General features: G+C 49.7%; 21 protein-coding genes and 2 tRNA genes. 20 read left to right on the top strand and 3 right to left on the bottom strand.

Going from position 1 to position 21,225, the window contains the following annotated elements:
* Positions 1-26: 26 nt before the first annotated feature.
* From hisB to LRP54_RS01300, 10 genes are all read left to right on the top strand, one after another.
* Positions 27-638: an imidazoleglycerol-phosphate dehydratase HisB gene (hisB, locus tag LRP54_RS01345; protein ID WP_442984579.1), complete on the top strand. Its 612-nt coding sequence runs from the start codon at positions 27-29 to the stop codon at positions 636-638.
* A 209-nt stretch (positions 639-847) separates the two neighbouring features.
* Positions 848-1,459 carry a hypothetical protein gene (locus LRP54_RS01340; RefSeq protein WP_231205529.1) on the top strand — a complete coding sequence of 204 codons (612 nt, stop codon included), beginning with the start codon at positions 848-850 and terminating at the stop codon, positions 1,457-1,459.
* Positions 1,459-2,100, top strand: coding sequence for an imidazole glycerol phosphate synthase subunit HisH (gene hisH, locus LRP54_RS01335; RefSeq protein ID WP_231234670.1), 642 nt, complete (start codon positions 1,459-1,461; stop codon positions 2,098-2,100). Before LRP54_RS01340 ends, hisH begins: the two co-directional genes overlap by 1 nt.
* 94 nt (positions 2,101-2,194) lie before the next feature.
* Positions 2,195-2,935, top strand: coding sequence for a bifunctional 1-(5-phosphoribosyl)-5-((5-phosphoribosylamino)methylideneamino)imidazole-4-carboxamide isomerase/phosphoribosylanthranilate isomerase PriA (priA, locus tag LRP54_RS01330; protein WP_231234669.1), 741 nt, complete (start codon positions 2,195-2,197; stop codon positions 2,933-2,935).
* Positions 2,932-3,936 (top strand): SseB family protein, encoded by a 1,005-nt coding sequence (locus tag LRP54_RS01325; protein WP_231205526.1) that lies wholly within the window; start codon positions 2,932-2,934, stop codon positions 3,934-3,936. Before priA ends, LRP54_RS01325 begins: the two co-directional genes overlap by 4 nt.
* A gap of 297 nt (positions 3,937-4,233) precedes the next feature.
* Positions 4,234-4,884 carry a translation initiation factor IF-3 gene (gene infC / locus LRP54_RS01320; RefSeq protein WP_231205563.1) on the top strand — a complete coding sequence of 217 codons (651 nt, stop codon included), beginning with the start codon at positions 4,234-4,236 and terminating at the stop codon, positions 4,882-4,884.
* A 46-nt stretch (positions 4,885-4,930) separates the two neighbouring features.
* On the top strand, positions 4,931-5,125 hold the full coding sequence (gene rpmI, locus LRP54_RS01315; RefSeq protein ID WP_231205525.1) for a 50S ribosomal protein L35: 195 nt from the start codon (positions 4,931-4,933) through the stop codon (positions 5,123-5,125).
* A 21-nt stretch (positions 5,126-5,146) separates the two neighbouring features.
* Positions 5,147-5,527, top strand: coding sequence for a 50S ribosomal protein L20 (gene rplT, locus LRP54_RS01310; protein WP_231205524.1), 381 nt, complete (start codon positions 5,147-5,149; stop codon positions 5,525-5,527).
* Positions 5,528-5,551: 24 nt separating this feature from the next.
* On the top strand, positions 5,552-6,403 hold the full coding sequence (locus LRP54_RS01305) for a TrmH family RNA methyltransferase (RefSeq protein ID WP_231234668.1): 852 nt from the start codon (positions 5,552-5,554) through the stop codon (positions 6,401-6,403).
* Positions 6,400-7,491, top strand: coding sequence for a thiamine-phosphate kinase (locus LRP54_RS01300; RefSeq protein WP_231234667.1), 1,092 nt, complete (start codon positions 6,400-6,402; stop codon positions 7,489-7,491). The genes LRP54_RS01305 and LRP54_RS01300 overlap by 4 nt, the downstream gene beginning before the upstream one ends.
* A gap of 172 nt (positions 7,492-7,663) precedes the next feature.
* Here LRP54_RS01300 and LRP54_RS01295 read toward each other — a convergent pair whose 3' ends face one another.
* Positions 7,664-8,266 (bottom strand): hypothetical protein, encoded by a 603-nt coding sequence (locus LRP54_RS01295; protein ID WP_231234666.1) that lies wholly within the window; start codon positions 8,264-8,266, stop codon positions 7,664-7,666.
* Between the two features lie 268 nt (positions 8,267-8,534).
* Positions 8,535-8,726 (bottom strand): 50S ribosomal protein L28, encoded by a 192-nt coding sequence (gene rpmB, locus LRP54_RS01290; protein ID WP_231205561.1) that lies wholly within the window; start codon positions 8,724-8,726, stop codon positions 8,535-8,537.
* A gap of 227 nt (positions 8,727-8,953) precedes the next feature.
* Between rpmB and LRP54_RS01285 the strand changes: the two genes are divergently transcribed.
* From LRP54_RS01285 to LRP54_RS01250, 8 genes are all read left to right on the top strand, one after another.
* Positions 8,954-10,564: a DAK2 domain-containing protein gene (locus LRP54_RS01285; RefSeq protein WP_231234665.1), complete on the top strand. Its 1,611-nt coding sequence runs from the start codon at positions 8,954-8,956 to the stop codon at positions 10,562-10,564.
* Positions 10,561-12,861 (top strand): ATP-dependent DNA helicase RecG, encoded by a 2,301-nt coding sequence (locus LRP54_RS01280; RefSeq protein WP_231234664.1) that lies wholly within the window; start codon positions 10,561-10,563, stop codon positions 12,859-12,861. Before LRP54_RS01285 ends, LRP54_RS01280 begins: the two co-directional genes overlap by 4 nt.
* A 117-nt stretch (positions 12,862-12,978) precedes the next feature.
* Positions 12,979-13,587 (top strand): RsmD family RNA methyltransferase, encoded by a 609-nt coding sequence (locus LRP54_RS01275; protein ID WP_231234663.1) that lies wholly within the window; start codon positions 12,979-12,981, stop codon positions 13,585-13,587.
* On the top strand, positions 13,584-14,072 hold the full coding sequence (gene coaD / locus LRP54_RS01270) for a pantetheine-phosphate adenylyltransferase (protein ID WP_231234662.1): 489 nt from the start codon (positions 13,584-13,586) through the stop codon (positions 14,070-14,072). The genes LRP54_RS01275 and coaD overlap by 4 nt, the downstream gene beginning before the upstream one ends.
* A 39-nt stretch (positions 14,073-14,111) precedes the next feature.
* Positions 14,112-14,810, top strand: a complete 699-nt coding sequence (locus LRP54_RS01265) for a hypothetical protein (protein WP_231234661.1) — start codon at positions 14,112-14,114, stop codon at positions 14,808-14,810.
* The gene (locus LRP54_RS01260; protein WP_231234660.1) at positions 14,803-15,360 is read left to right on the top strand and encodes a YceD family protein; all 558 of its coding nucleotides are present in this window, start codon (positions 14,803-14,805) and stop codon (positions 15,358-15,360) included. The genes LRP54_RS01265 and LRP54_RS01260 overlap by 8 nt, the downstream gene beginning before the upstream one ends.
* Complete coding sequence (gene rnc, locus LRP54_RS01255; protein WP_231234659.1) at positions 15,357-16,094, top strand: ribonuclease III; 738 nt, start codon at positions 15,357-15,359, stop codon at positions 16,092-16,094. The genes LRP54_RS01260 and rnc overlap by 4 nt, the downstream gene beginning before the upstream one ends.
* Before the next feature lie 65 nt (positions 16,095-16,159).
* On the top strand, positions 16,160-16,774 hold the full coding sequence (locus LRP54_RS01250; protein ID WP_231205560.1) for a response regulator: 615 nt from the start codon (positions 16,160-16,162) through the stop codon (positions 16,772-16,774).
* Between the two features lie 304 nt (positions 16,775-17,078).
* On the opposite strand, the gene LRP54_RS01245 is transcribed toward LRP54_RS01250, so the two are convergent.
* Positions 17,079-17,155: transfer RNA gene (locus tag LRP54_RS01245), tRNA-Ile, on the bottom strand.
* 219 nt (positions 17,156-17,374) lie between these two features.
* Here LRP54_RS01245 and LRP54_RS01240 point away from each other — a divergent pair.
* Positions 17,375-17,446: transfer RNA gene (locus tag LRP54_RS01240), tRNA-Asn, on the top strand.
* Positions 17,447-17,674: 228 nt separating this feature from the next.
* Positions 17,675-21,211, top strand: a complete 3,537-nt coding sequence (gene rpoB / locus LRP54_RS01235; RefSeq protein WP_442984576.1) for a DNA-directed RNA polymerase subunit beta — start codon at positions 17,675-17,677, stop codon at positions 21,209-21,211.
* Positions 21,212-21,225: the final 14 nt, after the last annotated feature.

Genomic DNA, 21,225 nt, shown 5'->3' with positions numbered 1-21,225 from the left:
TCACCTGCAGGAGGAAAACCGTGGATATTCAAGAAATAACTCACCGAAGCGCCGTCATTGATCGCACCACCACAGAATCGTCCATTCACCTCGAAATTCACTTAGATGGAACAGGAAAGTCAGATATTTCAACGGGTGTGCCTTTCTACGACCATATGCTCACCGCTTTAGCGAAACACTCCCTGATTGATATGCATATCCGAGCAGAAGGGGACATAGACGTAGATGTGCACCACACGGTCGAAGACACCGCCATTTGTCTAGGAAGTGCATTGAAAAAAGCATTAGGAGACAAGCGCGGTATTCGTCGTTTCGCTGATGCAACTGTGCCTTTAGATGAGGCCCTTGCGCGGGCTGTCGTCGATGTGGCAGGGCGCGCCTATCTTGTTCATGAAGGTGAGCCAGCGGGACAGGAATACCATTTAATTGGCGGTCATTTCACAGGATCTTTGACAAGGCATTTCTTTGAGTCTTTCACTTATAACTCAGGGATTTGTTTGCATGTGAATGTACTGGCTGGGCGAGATCCACATCATATTGTGGAAGCGCAATTCAAAGCATTCGCCCGAGCCTTGCGAGTCGCTGTGGAAGAGGACCCGCGGGTGAGCGGTATTCCCTCTACTAAAGGAGCTTTGTAAGGATCCTCAAAGAATCTTCATTCCTGATCCTTCACAGATGGATACGCAGTGACCTGCTTACGCTCATCGTTTGTGACCTGTAGGGTAAGGGTGTTGCTACAAGTACACAGTGAAAGGCAACGCGCCTATGTCACAGCCTGTGAGAGAACATCGTAAAATACTGTGGTCGGTTTGTCTGGAATAATCCTGAGAGCATATAAGGAGGGCGCATGAGCTCTGAAGAAGATATTGATGCTCAATTTCGTGACCTCGTAGCGCATTTAGGGCAAGAGGATTTACTGGACACTCCAGTTGATGAAGGCTTACACCTTGACGGAGGCCGATTATCAGTAGCACTGGTGCTTGCCCCGTTACCGTCCCCGCAGGCTCTGCACTCCTTATTGTCTTTTGCGGGCCTACGTGCCACAGTCGTCCGCTTAAAACCGTGGACTGCTGTGTGGCTGCCGGTTGAAACTCAACCAACAGATGAAGAAGAACTGGATGCGCTGCTGACAGATACTCGTGCTATGCCGCAAGAAGTTGATGAAACGGCGCGAGTTATTTCGCGTTTATCGAAATACGGCGCGGTTGCACTGATGTCGTGGCTGGTGGAAGGTGACGGTGTTGAGACGGGGGTTTCTGGGCGTATCAGCGCTCGCCGTTATGTGCAGGGTGCTCCTGAAGAAGAAATTCCTGCAGGCTTGTTATTAGGTTCTATGCCCCAAGCGGCCGAAGATTTACTGCTGGGGAGGACTAAGCCTTCAGATTATGATGACACTATTTCCAGTGACGGTTCGCATCGGCGTCGTCCGGGACCTTTTGGATGGTTAAGGAAAAAATAATGTCACAGCGTCCCACGGTTGTTGTTTTGGATTATGGTTCCGGTAATGTGCGTTCCGCGTGCCGCGCTTTAAGCCGTGTGGGTGCTGAGGTTGAATTAACTGCCACGTCAGAAAAGGTACTGCAAGCTGACGGTATGCTTTTGCCAGGTGTGGGAGCTTTTGCAGCAGTGATGCAGCAATTACGGGCTGTAGATGCACCTCGTCTGATCGATATGCGTTTAGCTGGAGGCCGTCCTGTACTGGGGATCTGCGTGGGCGAGCAGGTGCTTTTTGAAGGATCTGCTGAAAAAGGTGATTGTGAAGGTTTAGGCCAGTGGCCGGGGCACGTGTCGTTATTAAAGGCTCCAGTTGTTCCACATATGGGGTGGACGCATGTGGAAGTTCCACAGGGATCGCACTTATTCGCAGGTGTGGAAGATCAGCGTTTTTATTTTGTGCATTCTTATGCGGCTATGTGCGATCCTGCTCAGTTGATGACTAAGGGACCAACAGCTTTACCGCTGACCACATGGGCTGAGCATGGCTCTAGTCGTTTTGTCGCGGCAGTTGAAAACGGTCCATTGTGTGGTACGCAATTCCATCCGGAAAAATCTGGTGAGGCCGGTCTGACTTTGCTGGAAAACTGGGTAAAAATGCTGTAAAGCTGGAAGGGAAATACGCCTCTATTGCAGGGTGTGTAAAAAATATATACGCATATCTTTCTGCCGGTGTGCGTTGCAAAAGAAAGGAATGAATATGATTTCCGAATTAGTGCTATTGCCAGCGGTAGATGTAGTAAATGGTCAAGCAGTGCGTTTAAGGCAAGGCGAGGCTGGAACTGAAACGGCCTATGGTCATCCTCTGGAAGTTGCTGAATCTTTTGTTGCAGCGGGTGCGCAATGGCTGCATCTTGTTGATTTAGATGCTGCTTTTGGTCGGGGTTCTAACGCGAAACTTTTGCAAGAAATAACTGCTCGCTTACCTATCTGCGTGGAGTTGTCCGGTGGTATCCGTGATGACGCCTCATTGGAATCCGCTTTGGCTTCGGGTGCTCATCGAGTGAATTTAGGGACCGCTGCTTTAGAAAATCCTGAGTGGACTGAAAAAATTATTGAGCAATACGGTGATCGTGTTGCTGTGGGTTTGGATGTGCGTGGTGAAACCCTGTCAGCTCGCGGTTGGACAAAAGATGGCGGAAATTTGTGGGAGACGTTGGCTCGTTTAGATGAGGCAGGGTGCGCACGTTATGTGCTCACTGATGTGACTCGTGATGGGATGTTGAATGGGCCTAATGTGGCTTTACTTGAACGGGTGTGCGAGGTGACTTCTCGGCCAGTGGTGGCTTCAGGAGGGGTGTCTTCGCTTGCTGATATTGCTGTTTTGCGCGCGCTTGTGTCCTGTGGCGTTGAGGGAGCAATCATAGGTAAAGCCTTATATTCGGGTGCTTTTACTTTGGAGGAAGCTTATAAGGTTGCGCGTGGAGAGTGCGCGGAATGAGTGATAAAAGCCGCTCCTCTTTTACGCATGATGGGCAGGAAAATTCGGTTGCTTTAACTGAAGAACAGAGAAAGAAACTGCGTTCTCGCATACATATTCGTGGCGTGGATCGTTCTGATCGGGGGGATACTTTCCCTTTGACTGCGGCAGCCTTGAGTATTCCTACGGATAGTGATTGGGGTGCGCAGCGTTTAGAAGCACTTGTTGAGGCTCTGAGTCTTGAACGTGTAATTGTTCCTGTTCAGGTGGAAGTGTTGTCAGGAGAGAAAAAGTTACAGGAACTTGTGCGGGCTGACAGTGCTGATACGGATTGTGTGACAGAAGGGGAAAGCATTCATGAGCAGGCGATTTTCCCGTTGAAAAATGATGAGACGAGCTTTCAGGAAGAAAACTTCGATGGAATGCTGAAAGACTCTCATCCGGATGTCCATGCTGGTGAAGAAAATGAATATAAGCGAGTTGGGTGGGTGCGCCGTCAGACACCAGATGGACCAGCTTTGGCTGTATATACCAGTGTCGAGCAGTTATATGCGGATTGCCCGCAGGCTCGTCCTATGCCTTTGGCTGCCCGTAAAGTTGCTTTAACCGCTTTAGTGGAAACATCTGGTCGAATAATTATTGATCCTGTGGGTGCAGCGGTTGTGCTTCCGCGTCCTGCAACGGCTGCGCTTGCGCAGGGGGATCAGTGGCTGCCTGCCTGGAAAGATTCTGAACTGTTACGACAGCTACACGTACTTGCTGGTGTGGAAAAAGCGCATGTGACAGAAAAACTCCCTGAAAATTTACCTGAAGCTGAACCTTTTCCGTGTTCATGGTTGCAGCGTGTGCAGGTGGAATGTGGCCCGCAGGGCTGCGTGTATGTGCGTATTGTGTGTGACCAGCAGATTATGAATGATCCGCAGGGACGTGCCCGTGTGGGCCGTGTGATTGCGCGTTGTTCTCAAAGTCCTCGGCTTCGTGCGGCAAGTGATCGTGTTCAGTTTATTCCTGTATTTAGCTAGGTTGGCAGATAGGCTACTTTGTAGCGACCTGTGAGGTAGTCCACCGTAAAGGTGAGGAAAGCGATTCGATGAATAAGAGTGCGTAATGTTAGGATGTGAGTAAATAACCGGACGTATGTCTGGGGTGCAAGCGGAGGAAACTCCCACCTTGATACCCGTTAAGAATCCTATGAGGTTCTTAAATATCGGTTTAACCGAGTGAGGGGATCGGGTTCTGTACAGTCACCGTGGGTGAGCTATACGGGCCTTCGTGCGCACTGAGTGCTACGAGGGCCTTCTTTGTAGCACGGAACGGAACTGTGGAAGGAGCTCCTCATCAGCGAGCCTCGTATTAACGATCGGATTCGGGTACCTGAGGTACGCCTCGTAGGTCCCGGTGGAGAGCAAGTAGGCGTTGTCCGTGTAGAGAACGCTTTGCGTCTTGCTGAAGAAGCAGGGTTAGACCTTGTGGAAGTTGCTCCCGACGCGAAACCGCCGGTTGCTAAACTTATGGATTACGGCAAATACAAGTACGAAGCGGCGCAAAAAGCCCGTGACGCACGTCGTAATCAAGCAAATACACAGTTGAAAGAAATCCGTTTCCGCTTAAAGATCGACGATCATGATTTTGGTGTGAAAAAGGGTCACGTTGAGCGTTTCTTGCAGCAAGGTGACAAAGTCAAAGTCATGATTATGTTCCGTGGCCGTGAACAGTCCCGTCCTGAAGCAGGTGTTCGCTTACTACAGCGTTTAGCTGAAGAAGTGGGTGAACTTGCGATAGTTGAGTCTATGCCTCGTCAGGATGGACGCAATATGACGATGGTGCTTGCTCCGACCAAACGTAAAGCTGACGCTATGAGTGAACAACGTAAGCGTCGTCAAGCTGAACGCGAAGAACGACGTACAAAGCGTACTGAACGTGCGGCCCGCGATCAGGCTCGTCAGGCCGCTTCTACGGAACAAGCCTGAAAGGGACTGGCCTCCCCGCTCCCTGTGGAACAGTAAGGAAAGAGACATGCCGAAGAATAAAACCCATTCCGGTGCTAAGAAGCGTTTGCGCGTCACCGGTTCAGGTAAGATCATGCGCGAACAAGCGGGTGCGCGTCACCTTCTTGAGCACAAGTCCAGCCGTAAGACCCGTCGTCTGGCAAAAGACCAAGTACTGGCAACTGCTGACGTGAAGAAAGCACGTTCGCTGCTGGGTATCTGAGGCGAAAAGGAGAGTTAAGAAATGGCACGTGTCAAGCGTTCCCTCAACGCCAAGAAGAAGCGTCGTACAGTCCTTGAACTCGCTTCAGGCTACCGTGGTCAGCGTTCACGTATGTACCGCAAGGCAAAAGAGCAGGTTACTCACTCATTTGTCTATTCATACCGTGACCGTAAAGCCCGTAAAGGTGACTTCCGTCGTCTGTGGATTCAGCGTATTAATGCTGCTTCTCGTGCACAGGGACTTACATACAACCGCTTTATCCAGGGCCTTGGTTTAGCAGGTGTCGAAGTTGACCGTCGTATGCTGGCAGAACTTGCCGTTAACGATATCAACGCTTTCAATGCCCTCGTTGAGGTTGCAAAGAAAGCTTTGCCTGCTGACGTCAACGCTCCTCGCGCCTGACATTTTCAGGAGGTAGTGCACCTCGTGCATGCTTATGCAGAACGTCCGCCACTCATGGCAAATCCTCACGCTGATCGCGTGAAAAAGATTGCTGGTTTGGTTGGGCGTTCTGCGCGTTCACGCGCTCAATTATTGCTCATTGAAGGTCCTCAAGCTGTACGTGAATTGGTAACATTTCGTCCCGCAACGGTGCGTGATATTTACATCACTGATGAAGTAGCTGAACGTGACCCTGAACTTTTTTCCCGCCTCTGTCAAGCCACCCGTTGGGTGCATCCTGTGACTCCTGAAGTTGCCCACACGATGAGCCGTGATGCACAAGGCATCCTAGCGACAGCGACTCCGGACTGTATCGAATCAGAATTACCTGACAATATAAGAATCGGTGGAACACTTGTCATCATCGCCCAAGGACGTGATCCGGGTAATGTTGGGACAATTATTCGTACATCCGATGCAATGGGTGCCCAAGCGGTTCTCACAGTGCGAGGAACGGTGGATATTGCTTCACCGAAAGTGATACGAGCAAGTGCCGGGTCGCTTTTCCATCTTCCTGTTGTTTCTTTCCCTTCTTTTCATGATGCTGTGATTACCGCAAAACAACGGGGCGCACGTATTTTGGGAACTTCAGGATCAGCTGTGGCGAGGGATCTGACAGATCTTATGTGTGAGGGTATTCGTGGAACTGGACTCCTTACTCACACGCATGCATGGGTGATGGGTAATGAAGCACAAGGAATGTCATATGCGGAAATGGAAGCATGTGACGAATTGGTTCGTATCACGATGAGTGGGCATGCAGAATCAATGAATGTGGCTATTGCTGCCGCTATGTGCCTTTACGCTTCACAAACTGTTCGTATGAATCGTATTTGAAGGACAACATCGTGTTACGTGTACGCGATATTGATGAGAATGAGCTTATTGCGCGTTTCCGCAAGGTACTTCCACCGGGAAAACGAACGGATATAGGTTCAGGTGATGATTGCGCTGTCATTGCTGCTCCTGAAAAACATTTTATTGTCACAACGGATGTTCTTGTAGAAGGCCGTCACTTTCGTACAGACTGGTCGCAGGCCCATGACATTGGTCGTCGCGCGGCTGCTCAAAATCTTGCTGACATTACAGCTATGGGAGGACAAGCAAGCGCCCTTGTTGTTTCTTTAGTTACCCCGCCGGATATATCAGTGGATTGGTTGGTTGATTTAGTTTCCGGCTTTGGTGAATGTACGGCTCGCGTGGGAGCTGAAGTTGTTGGTGGCGATTTATCGTCTGGTGACTCGCTCGTTATCGCTGTCACAGCTATGGGTTATTGTCCTCATGGGATTATTACCCGTTCAGGCGCTCAGGTAGGCGACATTGTGGCAGTTGCAGGAACACTGGGATATTCGGCTGCAGGGCTGGACTTGCTGAGCAAAGGCTATTGGGATCCTGCTGCACTGAGCAGAGCAGAAAGACTGGACATCAAATCGCAGGACGCTGAGGTAAATACAGCGACACAAAAACAGCACATACGGGACAATACGGCAGTCAGTGCTGTAAGTGCTGAAGAAGCCGTATCAATCTACCGTGTTCCTAGGCCCCCTGTGGAAAGCGGAATTGAAGCTGCTCTCAAGGGCGCACATGCCATGATGGATATTTCTGATGGCCTTCTTATTGACGGACAACGTATGGCTCAAGCCAGCAATGTGCGTATAGATTTGTCATTCCATTTATTAGAGCCGTATATTTCAGCATTAAAAGATCTTGCAGCTGTGTGCGGTACAGATCCAACGCGATGGGTACTGCAAGGCGGAGAAGATCATTCACTTCTGGTGATTTTTCCACCAAATGTGACGCTCCCTGCGGGAATGAAACCTGTTGGCATGGTTCGGGAAGTGAATACAGATCAAGGGGCAGGGGTTTATATTGAGGGCGAAAAAGTAACAGGCATAGGCGGCTGGGATCATTTTGCACACAGCTGAAAGTACAGTTCTCAAAGATTTTCTATGGAACAGTGTGGTGCATTTTATTTTCACGTATGAAAAAGCTGGTGGCTCCTCCCGAGCCTAAGGAGGAGCCACCAGCCGGCGTTTGAGCCTATATGAACTTAACGGGAATTGAAGGGCAACACCTCAATTGGCCGATAAGCGATTTTCAGATGAAGCGACGGCGAAGAACTAAAGCGCCCGCGCCAGCGGCAACGAGAGCAGCTGTTGAGCCGCCAACCAACAGAGCGGTTGTACCGGTCTTTGCCAGAGCCATGGAGGAATGGCCAGCCTTCGTTCCTTCAGCTTTTGTTTCGGCAGGTGCAGGAGCGGCTGGAGCCTCAGCGTCGTTCATGGGAGTTTCCGTCATGGCAGCATCCGGTTGCCCTGCTTCGGCATCGGTAGGAGCAGGAATGGCAACGCCACCGGCAATGGTCGGAGCGATAACTTCAGGGTTGATTAAACGGCCGCCAGGAACTGGATCAGCAGGAGTAGGTGTGGAAGTGTGGGTTACTCCGCAGTCAGCAGTGGTGGCATCGTCACCACAGAAGGTGCCAGTATTTGGGCCAATGCCGGGAAGTGGTGTGCCTTCGGGGGCAGCTTCGGGAGCGACAACAGCGTTGCCGGTCACAGGTGAATCGGCAACTAATTCATTTGAGTTGGGGGTGGTGTTGTTATCGTCAACATCTGCAGCGAAGGCCGCAGGAATAGCGAAAGTTCCCATGAGGGCAACGGCCGCGGTGAGTGCGGCAACTCGGGTGCGAGCAGTCATTTGTATCTCCTGTGTTGTTTCATTTGGGTATTGCTGGCGGGATGCTCCCCAAACCAGATGTGTTTACCGTAGAACGTGCCCCCCCCCCTGCAACTTTTGTGATTTATTTCATGCTTAAATCTTTTGAGTGGGGAAGGAAGGAGAAGTGTGAAAATGCGATTTTTTCGCATTTTTACGTCAATAACTGAAGTGGCGAACGAGGTGCCACATAATGAAAAGCTCGTCGAAAAATTCGACGAGCTTTCCTCTGCTAGGCCAAAAACGCAGATCAGATGTTACGAGTCACCCGATCCGACTTGAGGCACTTGGTGCACACGTTCAGGCGCTTGGGAGTGCCTTCAACAATCGCGCGCACGCGCTGAATATTCGGGTTCCACCGGCGGTTCGTGCGCACGTGTGAGTGCGACACACTCTTGCCGAAGCCAGGTCCCTTACCGCACACGTCACAAACGGCAGCCACGATATCTCCTCGGTCTAAAATCCTATTCACTCACCTAGTGTGAGTCAGCCTGCTGCAACATACCTCGCTGAAACAAGCAACCACAAAAGAATAGCCGATAAACGCACATAGTCCAACTCACAGAGCCTTTTTTGCGTGTCAGGTGGCGCACATATGCTCTGCCGCAGAGAATAAATAAAAGAAAACTGTCACGTGAATTAAAGCATTCACATTCTGAAAGGGAACACGTGCCGCTCACCGCGCAGACATTTTGTCGTGCATTACATATTGCAGCAGAAGAAACCGGACGCCTCGCACGTTTCCTTGATGACCTTGACGGGTGGGGTCAGGGGGATTGTGACACAGGCACTAATGCCTCACGGACTTTCTATGCCATTACATGCGAACTTGAACGCGAGAACCCGCGCACACTACCTGAAGCACTGGAATTAGCTGTACACGCTGGAATACGGCACAGCGTTGGGCATATAGGAATCCTCATTACCTCAATTTTTTCCGCTTGGAACACGCAGATTAAAGAGAACGAGCATAGCAGTGAACTCACACCATTAGAGACCCGACGTATGCTCTGTGCTTTTCCAGAGTCACCACACGTACATATCACTTTAAATCCAGCAGTCCAGCGAGTTCTCATAGAAGCACAGACAGAAATACAACAGCTCGGAAGTACACTTCCAGAAGTCAATGAACTTGTCAGCATTTTTGCAAGCCAAGCGCAATTTGGCCTTGTAGAAGCTGACACTGCCGTCGGCGGGCGAACAGACCCAGGTGCCGCAGTCATCACCACACTATACTCATGTCTTGATGCGGCCGTACGTGACGACACAGCACTCCTACACGACTTAACACGTATGCTCGCTGACCTTGCAGCACAAGGAGAAAGCCCAACACCAACCGTCCCAATTCCAGAAGCAACCCGAGCATTTACAGTCGATGTCCTCCTTGAAGGAATGGAAGACGATGCCGCCGCGTTCACACGCACTTTGACAGCACTAGGAACCCACTACACGTCAATAGGGATAACAGACCTATTCGGAATAGGAATCTGGCGATTCCATATCGACACGTCAGCGCCCCTCGCTGTTCGACCGCGTCAAGGGACGATTGTGCGATTCCAAGTCATTGACTCACGCCCAGATGAGCTTATCGGCGAAGATACGCTTTCAGATGGAGTGACTCACAGAGGAATCCGACTACTTGAACGACGACCACGCAAACGTGTCGAAAGAGCCACAGTTCTCACATGCACACGCACCCCAGGACTAGTAGAAGACTTAGCGCGCAGCGGAGCTATCGTCTTGCTGTGCCCAGACGTGCGCGATAAAGATTCACTGGTGCATATAGGGTACGCAGCTTCCAACGGTGTGGCTGTCCTTGTGTCATGTGACCTCACTACCTTGCGATTTACCCAAGCTGTCGCCTCCGACCTTGAAAAAATGAAGATTCATACAATCCTGAGTCGTAGCACGGACGAACTCACAGCACTTGCGATAACACGTGCCTGCGCACCTGTTTTTGTTCCACAACCCGATGGGAAAGAAAATAATCTGCTATTCAAAGCCATTTTGGTGGAAGCTATACATGCTGTAAGTCAACGACATGCTGTACTTCCTGTCCCAGATACGTCACCGGAACAGGCGCTACCTGATGCGCTTCGAGAAATATTCACACACGCCCCCACACATATTCGACTCCTCCTCGCTCAAGACGCTGACGCGGCCCTCGCACCTGCACTCAGACAACTACTTGAAGCCCACGTTAGTGACTGGTGGCCTGTGCCTTTGGAAATTATCGATGGCGCAGGACCTAGCCCGACCCTCATTCAAGGGATCCAATGACTTTCCTGCACACCCCCCTGAACCTGCGTCTACCTGCACGAACAGCAAAAAAATTCCATGACGCAGGAATTGAAACAATAGGGGATTTACTGTTTTACGCACCCCGACGTTATTACCACTGGGGACGATTAACACCTATGAGTGCTTTGCATGAAGGTGAAGACGTTACTTTGCTAGCTGAGGTGCTCTCGCAACGCCTGATCCCTCACCGCACACGTTCAGGTGTACGTTTAGAAGTCATACTCACCGATGGCGTACGTCAGATGAACGCGACTTTTTTTGCTGCGAATGAATATAAACTCATCCCACACCAAAAAATCCTTACCCCAGGTGGACAGTATCTTTTCGCTGGGAAAGTAGGCTCATATAAAGGCCAACTCCAACTCATCCACCCCGAATTTGAAGATATTGATACTCCAAAAAAACTCGTAGAAACGACAAATACACCTAGCGAATACCCTGATGAAAACAGTACCCATCATGCTGAGAATATGGAGCAGATACGCCAACGTACACAGCGTCCTATCCCTATTTACGCAGCTAAACATGGCTTAACCTCATGGGTGATTCAACGAGCAATCACCCTTATCAGCGAGGAAATCAACGACACGACTATTCCAGATATCATCCCAGAACACGTGCGAGAAAAATATGGTTTAGTTTCTCGTGCCACGGCAATACGTGATCTCCACCAACCCGCAAATGATGAAACAGTTAAACAGGCACGACACTCACTAGCTTGGATAGAAGCTTTCACCCTGCATATCGCCTTACTGAGTATGCGTGAAGCTACCCGCAATGCTTCGGCCCCGCAAAGCCCGAAAGAAAACAATGCCCTTGTGAACAAACTGTTAGATTGCCTGCCTTTCGCACTCACTGACGCTCAAAAAGAAGCTCTTAATACCCTCAGCTGTGAACTAGAAAGTAGCAAACCAAGCCAACGTTTACTCCAAGCCGATGTGGGAGCGGGTAAAACAGTGGTTGCCCTTGCTGCGCTGACGCAAGTCGTCGGGGCAGGACATCAAGGCGCTTTACTTGCTCCAACCGAAGTTTTAGCGCAGCAACACTATGCCTCACTCCAACGCTTGACTGAACCGATGCAAGGCGCGCCAGAAACAGCTTTCCCCTTGTACTTGCTGACAGCGACAACACCACCGGCCCAGCGCCGTCACATTCTGACTGAAATAAATAATGGGCAGCCAAGCATTGTTATAGGAACACATGCTTTACTCAATGAGGATGTGAAATTTGCTGACCTTGCCCTTGTTGTAATAGATGAACAACACCGTTTTGGGGTGAGCCAGCGCGACCGTTTACGTCAGGCCTCACGTAGCGGAATACCGCATCAAATTGTTATGACAGCCACTCCGATTCCTCGAACTATCGCAATGACTGTTTTTGCAGACCTTGAACAAACTCATATGAAAGGACTCCCAGCTGGTCGCCACCCTGTATCTACTTACCTTGTTGATGCAGAGAAAAAGCTGTGGTTTGAACGTATATGGCAGCGAGCGCGTGAAGAAATTACTTCAGGAGGCCGTGTGTACGTGGTGTGCCCTCGTATTGACTGCGAAGATACCGAGGAAGATCCAGAAAATAACACAGCTGATCTTCGTGACGATTTGAACGAAAAACGCATGGTATTCCCTCAGGAACACGCAGGAAAAGGGGAAAGAACGCGCCAAGAGGTGGCGAGTGTTGAAGGCATTTCTGCTTACTTAGGGAAAATACCTGCGCTACAAGGAATTGCTATCGCCACACTGACAGGACGCAACACTACTGAAGAAAAAACACGTGTCATGTCTGATTTTGCTTCAGGAAAAATGCCATTGCTGGTCGCAACAACAGTGATTGAAGTGGGAGTTGATGTCCCAGAAGCAACGATGATGGTCATTATGGACGCGCAGCAGTTTGGCCTGTCGCAATTACACCAGTTACGTGGCCGCGTGGGGCGCTCGTCGAAACCTTCAGTATGTATGGCTGTTCATCGTCATGGAATCGCAGACGTATCATTGCGTCGCCTTGAAGCATTTGCTGCAACACAGGACGGTTTTCAATTGGCTGAGGCTGACCTTGCACTTCGTCGTGAAGGAGACGTGATTGGGGCTGAACAATCGGGGCGTTCGTCAGGGCTTCAATTCCTGTCTGTTATCCGTGACGGAATAATTATCGAGAAAGCTCGTGAAGCTGCTCTTATCCTTATCGAGGATGATCCGGCTTTGCAAAAATACCCGCTTTTACGTCAAGAATTACGCGCTCGCGATAGTGAGGAAATCATGTGGATGGAGCGTAGCTAAACGTATAAGCAGCAAGGAATATGCGCAGGCACCTCAACAATATGTGCGCGTGCTGTGCAGAAACCATTTTTCGTATTCCTTTTGAGCCACTCATATGTAGGTGCGTAGGATACGCACATGAGTAGGATTGTGGCAGGTGTTGCGAAAGGTCGTTTGCTGTCGGTGCCAGCAAAGGGAACACGACCCACATCAGAACGTGTCCGAGAAGCATTATTTTCACGTCTTGAACATTGGGATGTGTTGGAAAATGCTTGCGTGCTCGACTTGTATGCGGGTAGTGGCGCACTTGGGCTTGAATCTCTTTCACGTGGTGCAAGCAGTGCAACTTTTGTTGACCAAGCACGAAGCGCTGTAGCCTCAATGAAAACGAATATTGCTGCCACTGCTTTGTACGGACGTATTGTGGCCAAAGATGTTGGTTTTTTCTTGCGTACACGCCAATCTATGCCGCTTTTGTCGGGAGAATACACCCTTGTCTTTGTTGATCCTCCTTACGATTTACCTGAGGGGGAGCTTGAAAAAGTACTCAATGATCTTGGACCGTGGATTATGCCAGATACATTGGTTGTCATTGAACGTTCGTTGCGTAGCCCAGAACCTGTGTGGCCAACTTTTTTGCAATGTGAGGACATATCCACTTGGGGGGAAACACGATGCTGGTTCGCGGGACCGCCTCTCCAAGAAATGAAACACGATGAGGATATTGATATGCGAGAGCACGTATGACTCGTCCATCGATTGCTGTTTTTCCAGGGAGCTTTGACCCTTTCACATGCGGTCATCTTGATTTAGTTCAACGTGCATCCCAATGTGTTGATGAACTCGTTATCGCGGTTGGAACTAATCGCGCGAAAACACACACCTACACTGCGTCTGAGCGTGTAGAAATGATTCGCTCAGTAATTGCCGGCATTGCGCATGTGCGTGTGAAAGAAATGCGAGGCACTGTGGTGAATTTTTGTCATGAGGTGGACGCGCGTTTTGTTATAAAGGGGATACGAGGAAACGATGATGTTAGCGCAGAAATGCCGCAGGCCGTGGTGAATCGTGAAATCGGAGGAGTAGAAACGTTGTGGATTCCAACGGCCCCAGAATATGCTCATGTGTCTTCATCGCTGGTGCGTGAACTTTTTGCATGGGGAATGGACATTTCTCGGTATGTTCCTCCTCAAATTTACTCTTTTATGAGGGACAATAGAGCAAATGTGTAGGAATGCCGTTCACTCGGCTTACAGCGACCTGGAGGACTGATGTCAGACACTGAAGCTCAGGAATGGGATGACCAAACTGTTTACGGACCTTCAACGGTGATTGCTGTACTTGACCGTATTGAAGATCTTATTGAGGATGCTCGTGTAGTTCCGCTTTCTGCTCTGGTTATGGTGAATAAAGCAGAAATCTTGGATCTTTTAGATCAGGCGCGTGAAGCATTACCTGAAGATCTGGTTGCTGCTGATGCTGTTGTTGCTGATGCTGATGCTGTTCTTGGTCGCGCTGATTCTGCTGCCGAAACTACGATTGCTGAAGCCAATGCGCGCGCTCAATCCACGTTGGAGGAAGCGCGTACTAAAGCTGAGCAACTGGTCAATGATGCTTCGGAACAATCGCATACTTTGCTGACGCATACCGAAGAGGAAGCGCATGATCTGCTTGATAAAGCTCATGAGGAAGCGCAGCGAATCCGTGAGGAAGCTCAAGCACAAGCAGAACGTATGATGAGTCAAGAAAATATTACTCAGATGGCTCATGATCGTGCGCATCAAATTGTTGCAGAGGCTCGTCGTACAGATGCGCAATTGCGTTCAGGTGCGGATGAGTATGCGGCGCAGTGTTTAACTGAATTGTCTGCCTTGCTTAAAGATCTCCAACGCCGTACAGACGCGGGTCGTCGAACGATTGCGGAGCGTACAGGTGTTGATCGTACAGATATTGATGTGAAACATGACTGAACAATCTCTTGAAATTTCTCTTGTTGATCTGCCTCGTCATATAGGAGCACGTAAAGAAACAATTCTTCAATGGAATGTTCCTGATGATTTGGGGACTCCTGTGATGAGTGTGCCCACGGGGACGGTGCTGACAATTGAAGCGGAAATTACTTCAGTAGATAATGGTGTGCTTCTTCGCGCATATACGGATGTGATATTGCATGGTGAATGTGTGCGATGTTTAGATCCTGTTGAGCGTGAACATCGTGTGGAAATTGCGGAAATGTTTTTTGAACACCTTCCGCCAGATGCCAGTGATAAGGAAACAGACGAAAACTACGTGTACCTTATTGGCTCTCACGATACGCTTGGCATCGAACCATTGTTACGGGATGCTATTGTGACTTTGGTGGAGGACCGACCTTTGTGTTCTCCTGATTGTTTAGGTTTATGTTCTGACTGCGGCGAAAAATGGGAGAATTTGCCGCCGGACCATGAACATGCTGTTATTGATTCACGTTTCGCTGCTTTAGCTGAACTTCTTCATGGTAATGAAAGTGCTGATGCATGAGCCGTAAGTCAAAACTACCTCAACCACCACAATCAGACCCGAAACTTCTTTTAGAAACCTGGGGTGTTTCGGTTGACGCGGAACTGTTGGACCTTGCTTTGGTGCATCGCTCATGGGCAAATGAAGCCGGAGGCCTACCTAATAATGAGCGTTTAGAGTTCTTAGGTGATTCCGTTTTGTCGATTGTGACTGCTGAATACCTGTACACGAAACACCCTGACTTGCCAGAGTCTGATTTGTCCCGTATGCGTGCGGCAACAGTCGCGCAGGAGCCTTTAGCTTTAGCGGCACGTCGTATTCATTTGGGTGACTATATTCGTTTGGGTCGTGGTGAACATGCATATGGTGGGCGTGATAAGGATTCGATTTTGTCGGATACCTTTGAAGCATTGGTGGGGGCCACCTATCTGACGCATGGTTTTGCGGTGGCACGAATTGTGGTTTTGGAGCATCTGGGTTTCTTACTTGAGCGCGCGGCTCATAAAGGTGCAGCTCAGGATTGGAAGACAACATTTGTTGAATATGCGCTTGCGCATGATTTAGGGCAGGTGCGTTACGAAGTAGAAGGTCGTGGTCCTGACCATTGTCGTGAATTTACTGCTTATGCGTTTGTTGAGGCGTTGGATGAGGCTGTTGGCCAGGGGAGTGCGACCTCAAAGAAACATGCTGAGCATGCTGCGGCACGTGCAGCAGTTGAGTTTTTACGAAAAAATAAAGCAGAAAAGACAGCGTAACCGCTGGGGCCGTTAGGATGGAATACGTGAGCGAAACTGAAAAAATGCATGAGATTATTCGTGTAATGATCGTTGACGATCATGAGATTGTTCGTCGTGGAATTGCTGAGATTATTGATCGTGATGAGGCTTTAGAGGTTGTCGCTGAAGCTGGGACTGTTGCTGATGCAGTGCGTCGTGCTGAATTGGTTCGTCCGCATGTGATTCTTGTGGATCTGCAATTGCCGGATGGGACGGGCATAGATATCATGCAGGCTTTGCATGAGAAGGCTCCGGAAGTTTTACCGGTTGTGTTGACTAGTTTTGATGATGATAAAGCCCTTGCAGAATCATTGGGGGCTGGGGCGCGTGCTTATGTGTTGAAAACTGTGCGTGGCGCTGAAATTACTGATGTCATTAAAGCGGTTGCAGAGGGTCGTGTTCTTTTGGACGAACGCACATTAACACGCCGTCGTGCCGATCATGATGATCCGACGGCGGACCTTACTCCTTCAGAACGTAAGGTGTTAGACCTGATTGGTGATGGTTTATCTAACCGTGAAATCGGTGAAAAACTTGGTGTTGCTGAAAAAACTGTGAAGAATCATATTACGTCGCTTTTATCCAAAATGGGTTTGCAACGTCGTACGCAGGTGGCAGCATGGGTTGCTGGTCAGCGTGCTTCTGCTTGGCGAAATTAGGAATTTGACTGTGAGATGAGGTTCGACATGTATAGTGTCGGACCTCTTTCTTTTTTCTTTTTGGAGTGTTTGCCTTTGGGGTGTTCCCTTTTGAGTAGTGGTTCCTGAAGTTCACTTACGACACATTGCCAATAGACAGGTATTTTGAGCTTTGGCTCATAAATATGAGCATAAAAGACACGCTCGGTTTTGAGATGCTCTGTATGGGAAGCTGAATGAGAAGTTTGCTTGTCTAATTACGTGTCGATTTTCAATAAATAAAGCCCGGAAGATCAGCGATTTTTCGTTGATATTCTAGGCTTTTTGGTGCCCCAAGTCGGGCTTGAACCGACGACCGACGGATTATGAGTCCGTTGCTCTGACCGACTGAGCTATTGGGGCGTGTACATTTTACAGCCTTGTGAGGGTTTTGTGTAAGTAATACAGAAAGTCCATATGTGGAATATGGATATCTGAGGAATTGAATAGGTGAATAACCTGCGTAAAATGGCGAAAAAAGACGAAAATTTAGGGAAGTGGTCGCATTTGGTGATCTGTTTCCCTTTTTTTGATTTGCGCGAAGGGGAGTTCAGTCGCTAAAGTTCTTACTTGCGTAAGCATTCCTGCGTAGCTCAATGGCAGAGCATCCGACTGTTAATCGGACGGTTGTTGGTTCGAGTCCAACCGCAGGAGCTTTTATTACCCTAATCCCTGTGATTAGGGTTTTTATATGAGTACTTCCTGAGTGTGGATATTATGAGTCTCTTCGCACCCTGTTAGTGAGAATGGGCACAAAGTGCTGTGTCTATTGAAGAAATAAGCGGAAAAGCCTAGCATGAGAGTTTGTGCCTTGCTATGTCCGAGGTGACCCGTATCTACCCGCCGTAACAGGCGCTTGGCGGATAAGAACGGAGTCAGGTAATGGTCCGCAAGTGCGCACGCGCATCGAAAACGCAGGGAAGGACCCCCGTGGCTGACAGTCACTCCGCTTCCGAAACTTCTCACCAGCTGAGGACTCGTATCTCGTTCGCGAAACTAAGCGAACCGCTCCAAGCCCCCAATCTTCTTGGCCTCCAGATCGAGAGCTTTGATTGGCTCCTCGGTAATGATGCTTGGAAAGCTCGTGTTGAAGCAGCACAAGCTGCCGGACGTAATGATGTCCCCGATGTTTCTGGTCTTGAAGAAATCTTCGAAGAAATTTCTCCTATTGAAGATCTTGGTGGAACTATGGCCCTGTCTTTCAGGGACCATCGCCTCGAACGACCTAAATACACGGTCGAAGAAGCAAAAACCAAAGACTATACCTACTCAGCACCCATGTACGTGACCGCTGAGTTCATGAACTACATGACCGGTGAAATCAAGTCACAGACCGTCTTTATGGGTGATTTCCCCTTAATGACGCCACGTGGCACATTCATCATTAATGGCACTGAACGCGTAGTTGTTTCCCAGTTGGTACGTTCCCCGGGTGTGTACTTTGAACGTACATCAGACCGTACTTCTGACAAAGATGTGTTCGGAGCCAAGATCATTCCATCACGCGGTGCATGGCTCGAATTTGAAATCGACAAACGTGACTCTGTAGGCGTACGTATTGATCGCAAACGTAAGCAGTCTGTGACTCATTTCCTTAAGGCTATCGGCATGACCGAAGGCGAAATCCGTGACGCATTCGCGGACTACCCTGTTTTGCTTGAAACCTTAGAAAAAGACACGGTCCACACTCAGGAAGAAGCTCTCACCGATATTTACCGCAAACTGCGTCCCGGGGAGCCTGCCAACGTGGATGCTGCTCAGACGCTTTTGAATAACTTCTACTTCGATGCTAAGCGTTACGACTTAGCTAAGGTAGGACGTTACAAGATTAACCGTAAACTTGCCCTCGATGCTTCTCCGAAGGAATCAACCCTCACACTTGAGGACATCGTAGCGACGGTGAAATACCTGCTTTCACTCCATCAAGGTGATAAGGCTTTCGCGGGTATTCGTAATGGGCAATCCGTTCAGGTACGTGTTGAAGCTGACGACATTGACCACTTTGGTAACCGTCGTATCCGCGCTGTTGGTGAATTGATTCAGGCGCAGGTGCGTGTGGGTCTTGCCCGTATGGAACGTACCGTACGTGAACGTATGACCACTCAGGAAGCGGATTCCATTACGCCGCAATCCCTGATTAATATTCGCCCGGTTGTGGCAGCTATTAAAGAGTTCTTCGGTACTTCACAGCTTTCACAGTTCATGGATCAAAATAATCCGCTGGCTGGTTTGACTCACAAGCGCCGCCTGTCAGCACTTGGTCCGGGTGGTTTGTCGCGTGACCGTGCAGGCATGGAAGTGCGTGACGTTCACCCCTCCCACTACGGTCGTATGTGTCCGATTGAAACCCCTGAAGGTCCAAACATTGGTCTGATTGGTTCACTTGCAACATTTGCTCGTATTAACCCCTTCGGTTTCATTGAAACCCCGTACCGTGTGGTGCGTGAGGGCCGAGTGACAAATGAAGTAGCTTATTTGACTGCTGATGACGAATTTGGTCACTTTATTGCTCAGGCATCATCTCGTCTGAATGATGATGGTTCCTTTGCTGAAGAATTTGTTTTGTGCCGTGTTGCCGGTGAAGATCCGACTCTGGTTGCACGCGACCGCATTGACTACATGGACGTTTCCGCACGTCAGATGGTGTCTGTTGCGACAGCTTTCATCCCCTTCCTTGAGCACGATGACGCAAACCGCGCATTGATGGGTGCGAACATGCAGCGTCAGGCTGTGCCTTTGCTGACAACTGAAGCTCCTCTTGTGGGAACCGGTATGGAACGCCGTGCGGCGCAAGACTCCGGTGAAATGGTCCTTGCCAGCCGTCCAGGTGTCGTTACTGAGGTAAGTGCCGACCTGATTGTTGTCGCAACTGATGACGGTGGACGTGACACGTACCGTTTGGAAAAGTTTGAGCGTTCTAACCCGGGTAACTGCACGAATCAACGTGTCATTGTTGATGAGGGTGACCGCGTGGAAGTTGGAACTGTCCTTGCTGACGGTCCTGCAACCGATCATGGCGAAGTTGCTTTAGGTAAGAACCTACTTGTGGCTTACATGTCCTGGGAAGGTTTGAACTACGAGGACGCGATTATTTTGTCGCGTCGTGTCGTGGAAGAAGACATCCTCACCTCGATTCATATTGAAGAATACGAAGTCGATGCTCGTGAAACGAAGCTCGGTGATGAGGAAATCACCCGCGATATTCCGAATGTGTCGGAAGAATCTCTGGCTGATTTGGATGAACGCGGCATCATTCGTATCGGTGCTGAAGTTACTGCTGGCGATATTCTTGTCGGTAAGGTGACACCGAAGGGTGAAACTGAACTGACCTCAGAAGAACGTTTGCTGCGTGCAATTTTCGGCGAAAAAGCCCGCGAGGTACGTGACACCTCTTTGCGTGTTCCTCACGGTGAAGAAGGTATCGTCATTGGTGTCCGCGAATTCAATGAGGACGAAGACGAACTGAACCCCGGAGTACGTCAAACTGTACGCGTGTACGTGGCCCAGCGTCGCAAGATCACCATTGGTGACAAGATGGCCGGCCGCCACGGAAATAAGGGTGTGGTTTCAAAGATCCTGCCGGTTGAAGACATGCCGTTCCTTGAGGATGGTACACCGGTGGATATTATCTTGAACCCGCTTGGTGTTCCCGGTCGTATGAACGTGGGTCAGGTGCTTGAATATCACCTTGGCTGGCTTGCGCATCAAGGATGGGATGCTACTGAAGCTGTTGAAGCAGGGGAGGAGTGGACAACTCACCTACCTGCAGAAGCAGTGAAGGCTGCTCCGAATAGTTTGGTGGCAACCCCTGTCTTTGATGGTTTGGAGGCTGGGGAGCTTTCTGGTCTGCTTCGCTACGTGAACCCCAGCCGTGACGGCGGTAAACTCACGAATGAATACGGTAAGGCCCGACTCTTTGATGGGCGTTCGGGTGAACCTTTCCCGTATCCGATTGCTGTGGGTTATGCGTACATGCTGAAACTGCATCACCTGGTTGATGACAAGATTCACGCACGTTCCACAGGCCCATACTCAATGATTACGCAGCAGCCATTGGGCGGTAAGGCTCAATTCGGTGGCCAGCGTTTCGGTGAAATGGAAGTGTGGGCGCTGGAAGCATACGGTGCTGCCTATGCGCTGCAAGAATTACTGACTATCAAGTCCGATGACACAACCGGTCGTGTGAAAGTCTATGAAGCAATTGTGAAGGGCGAGGATATTCCTGAACCGGGTATCCCCGAATCTTTCCGCGTCCTTATTCAGGAAATGCGTTCCTTGTGCTTGAATGTCGAAGCTCTCGACGCTGCAGGTAACGTCATTGATCTGAAAGATGAGGACGAGAACTTCGATATGCGTGAAGACCTCGGCATCTCTCTTGAAGCCCGTCCGAATGCTGCTGCCACGATCGATGCGATCTGAGAACTGACGAGGAG

Origin of the sequence: Schaalia sp. lx-100 (genome assembly GCF_021083625.1) — a bacterium.
In the GTDB taxonomy this organism is placed as follows: domain Bacteria; phylum Actinomycetota; class Actinomycetes; order Actinomycetales; family Actinomycetaceae; genus Pauljensenia.
This window is presented reverse-complemented; position numbering and strand designations above follow the sequence as displayed.

Coding starts and splice junctions, on each gene's coding strand:
- LRP54_RS01275 (WP_231234663.1), top strand. CDS start 12,979: ATGAGTAGGATTGTGGCAGGTGTTGCGAAAGGTCGTTTGCTGTCGGTG.
- hisH (WP_231234670.1), top strand. CDS start 1,459: ATGTCACAGCGTCCCACGGTTGTTGTTTTGGATTATGGTTCCGGTAAT.
- priA (WP_231234669.1), top strand. CDS start 2,195: ATGATTTCCGAATTAGTGCTATTGCCAGCGGTAGATGTAGTAAATGGT.
- LRP54_RS01295 (WP_231234666.1), bottom strand. CDS start 8,266: ATGACTGCTCGCACCCGAGTTGCCGCACTCACCGCGGCCGTTGCCCTC.
- LRP54_RS01250 (WP_231205560.1), top strand. CDS start 16,160: ATGATCGTTGACGATCATGAGATTGTTCGTCGTGGAATTGCTGAGATT.
- LRP54_RS01260 (WP_231234660.1), top strand. CDS start 14,803: ATGACTGAACAATCTCTTGAAATTTCTCTTGTTGATCTGCCTCGTCAT.
- coaD (WP_231234662.1), top strand. CDS start 13,584: ATGACTCGTCCATCGATTGCTGTTTTTCCAGGGAGCTTTGACCCTTTC.
- rpoB (WP_442984576.1), top strand. CDS start 17,675: ATGGTCCGCAAGTGCGCACGCGCATCGAAAACGCAGGGAAGGACCCCC.
- LRP54_RS01265 (WP_231234661.1), top strand. CDS start 14,112: ATGTCAGACACTGAAGCTCAGGAATGGGATGACCAAACTGTTTACGGA.
- rplT (WP_231205524.1), top strand. CDS start 5,147: ATGGCACGTGTCAAGCGTTCCCTCAACGCCAAGAAGAAGCGTCGTACA.
- LRP54_RS01340 (WP_231205529.1), top strand. CDS start 848: ATGAGCTCTGAAGAAGATATTGATGCTCAATTTCGTGACCTCGTAGCG.
- LRP54_RS01325 (WP_231205526.1), top strand. CDS start 2,932: ATGAGTGATAAAAGCCGCTCCTCTTTTACGCATGATGGGCAGGAAAAT.
- LRP54_RS01280 (WP_231234664.1), top strand. CDS start 10,561: ATGACTTTCCTGCACACCCCCCTGAACCTGCGTCTACCTGCACGAACA.
- rnc (WP_231234659.1), top strand. CDS start 15,357: ATGAGCCGTAAGTCAAAACTACCTCAACCACCACAATCAGACCCGAAA.
- rpmI (WP_231205525.1), top strand. CDS start 4,931: ATGCCGAAGAATAAAACCCATTCCGGTGCTAAGAAGCGTTTGCGCGTC.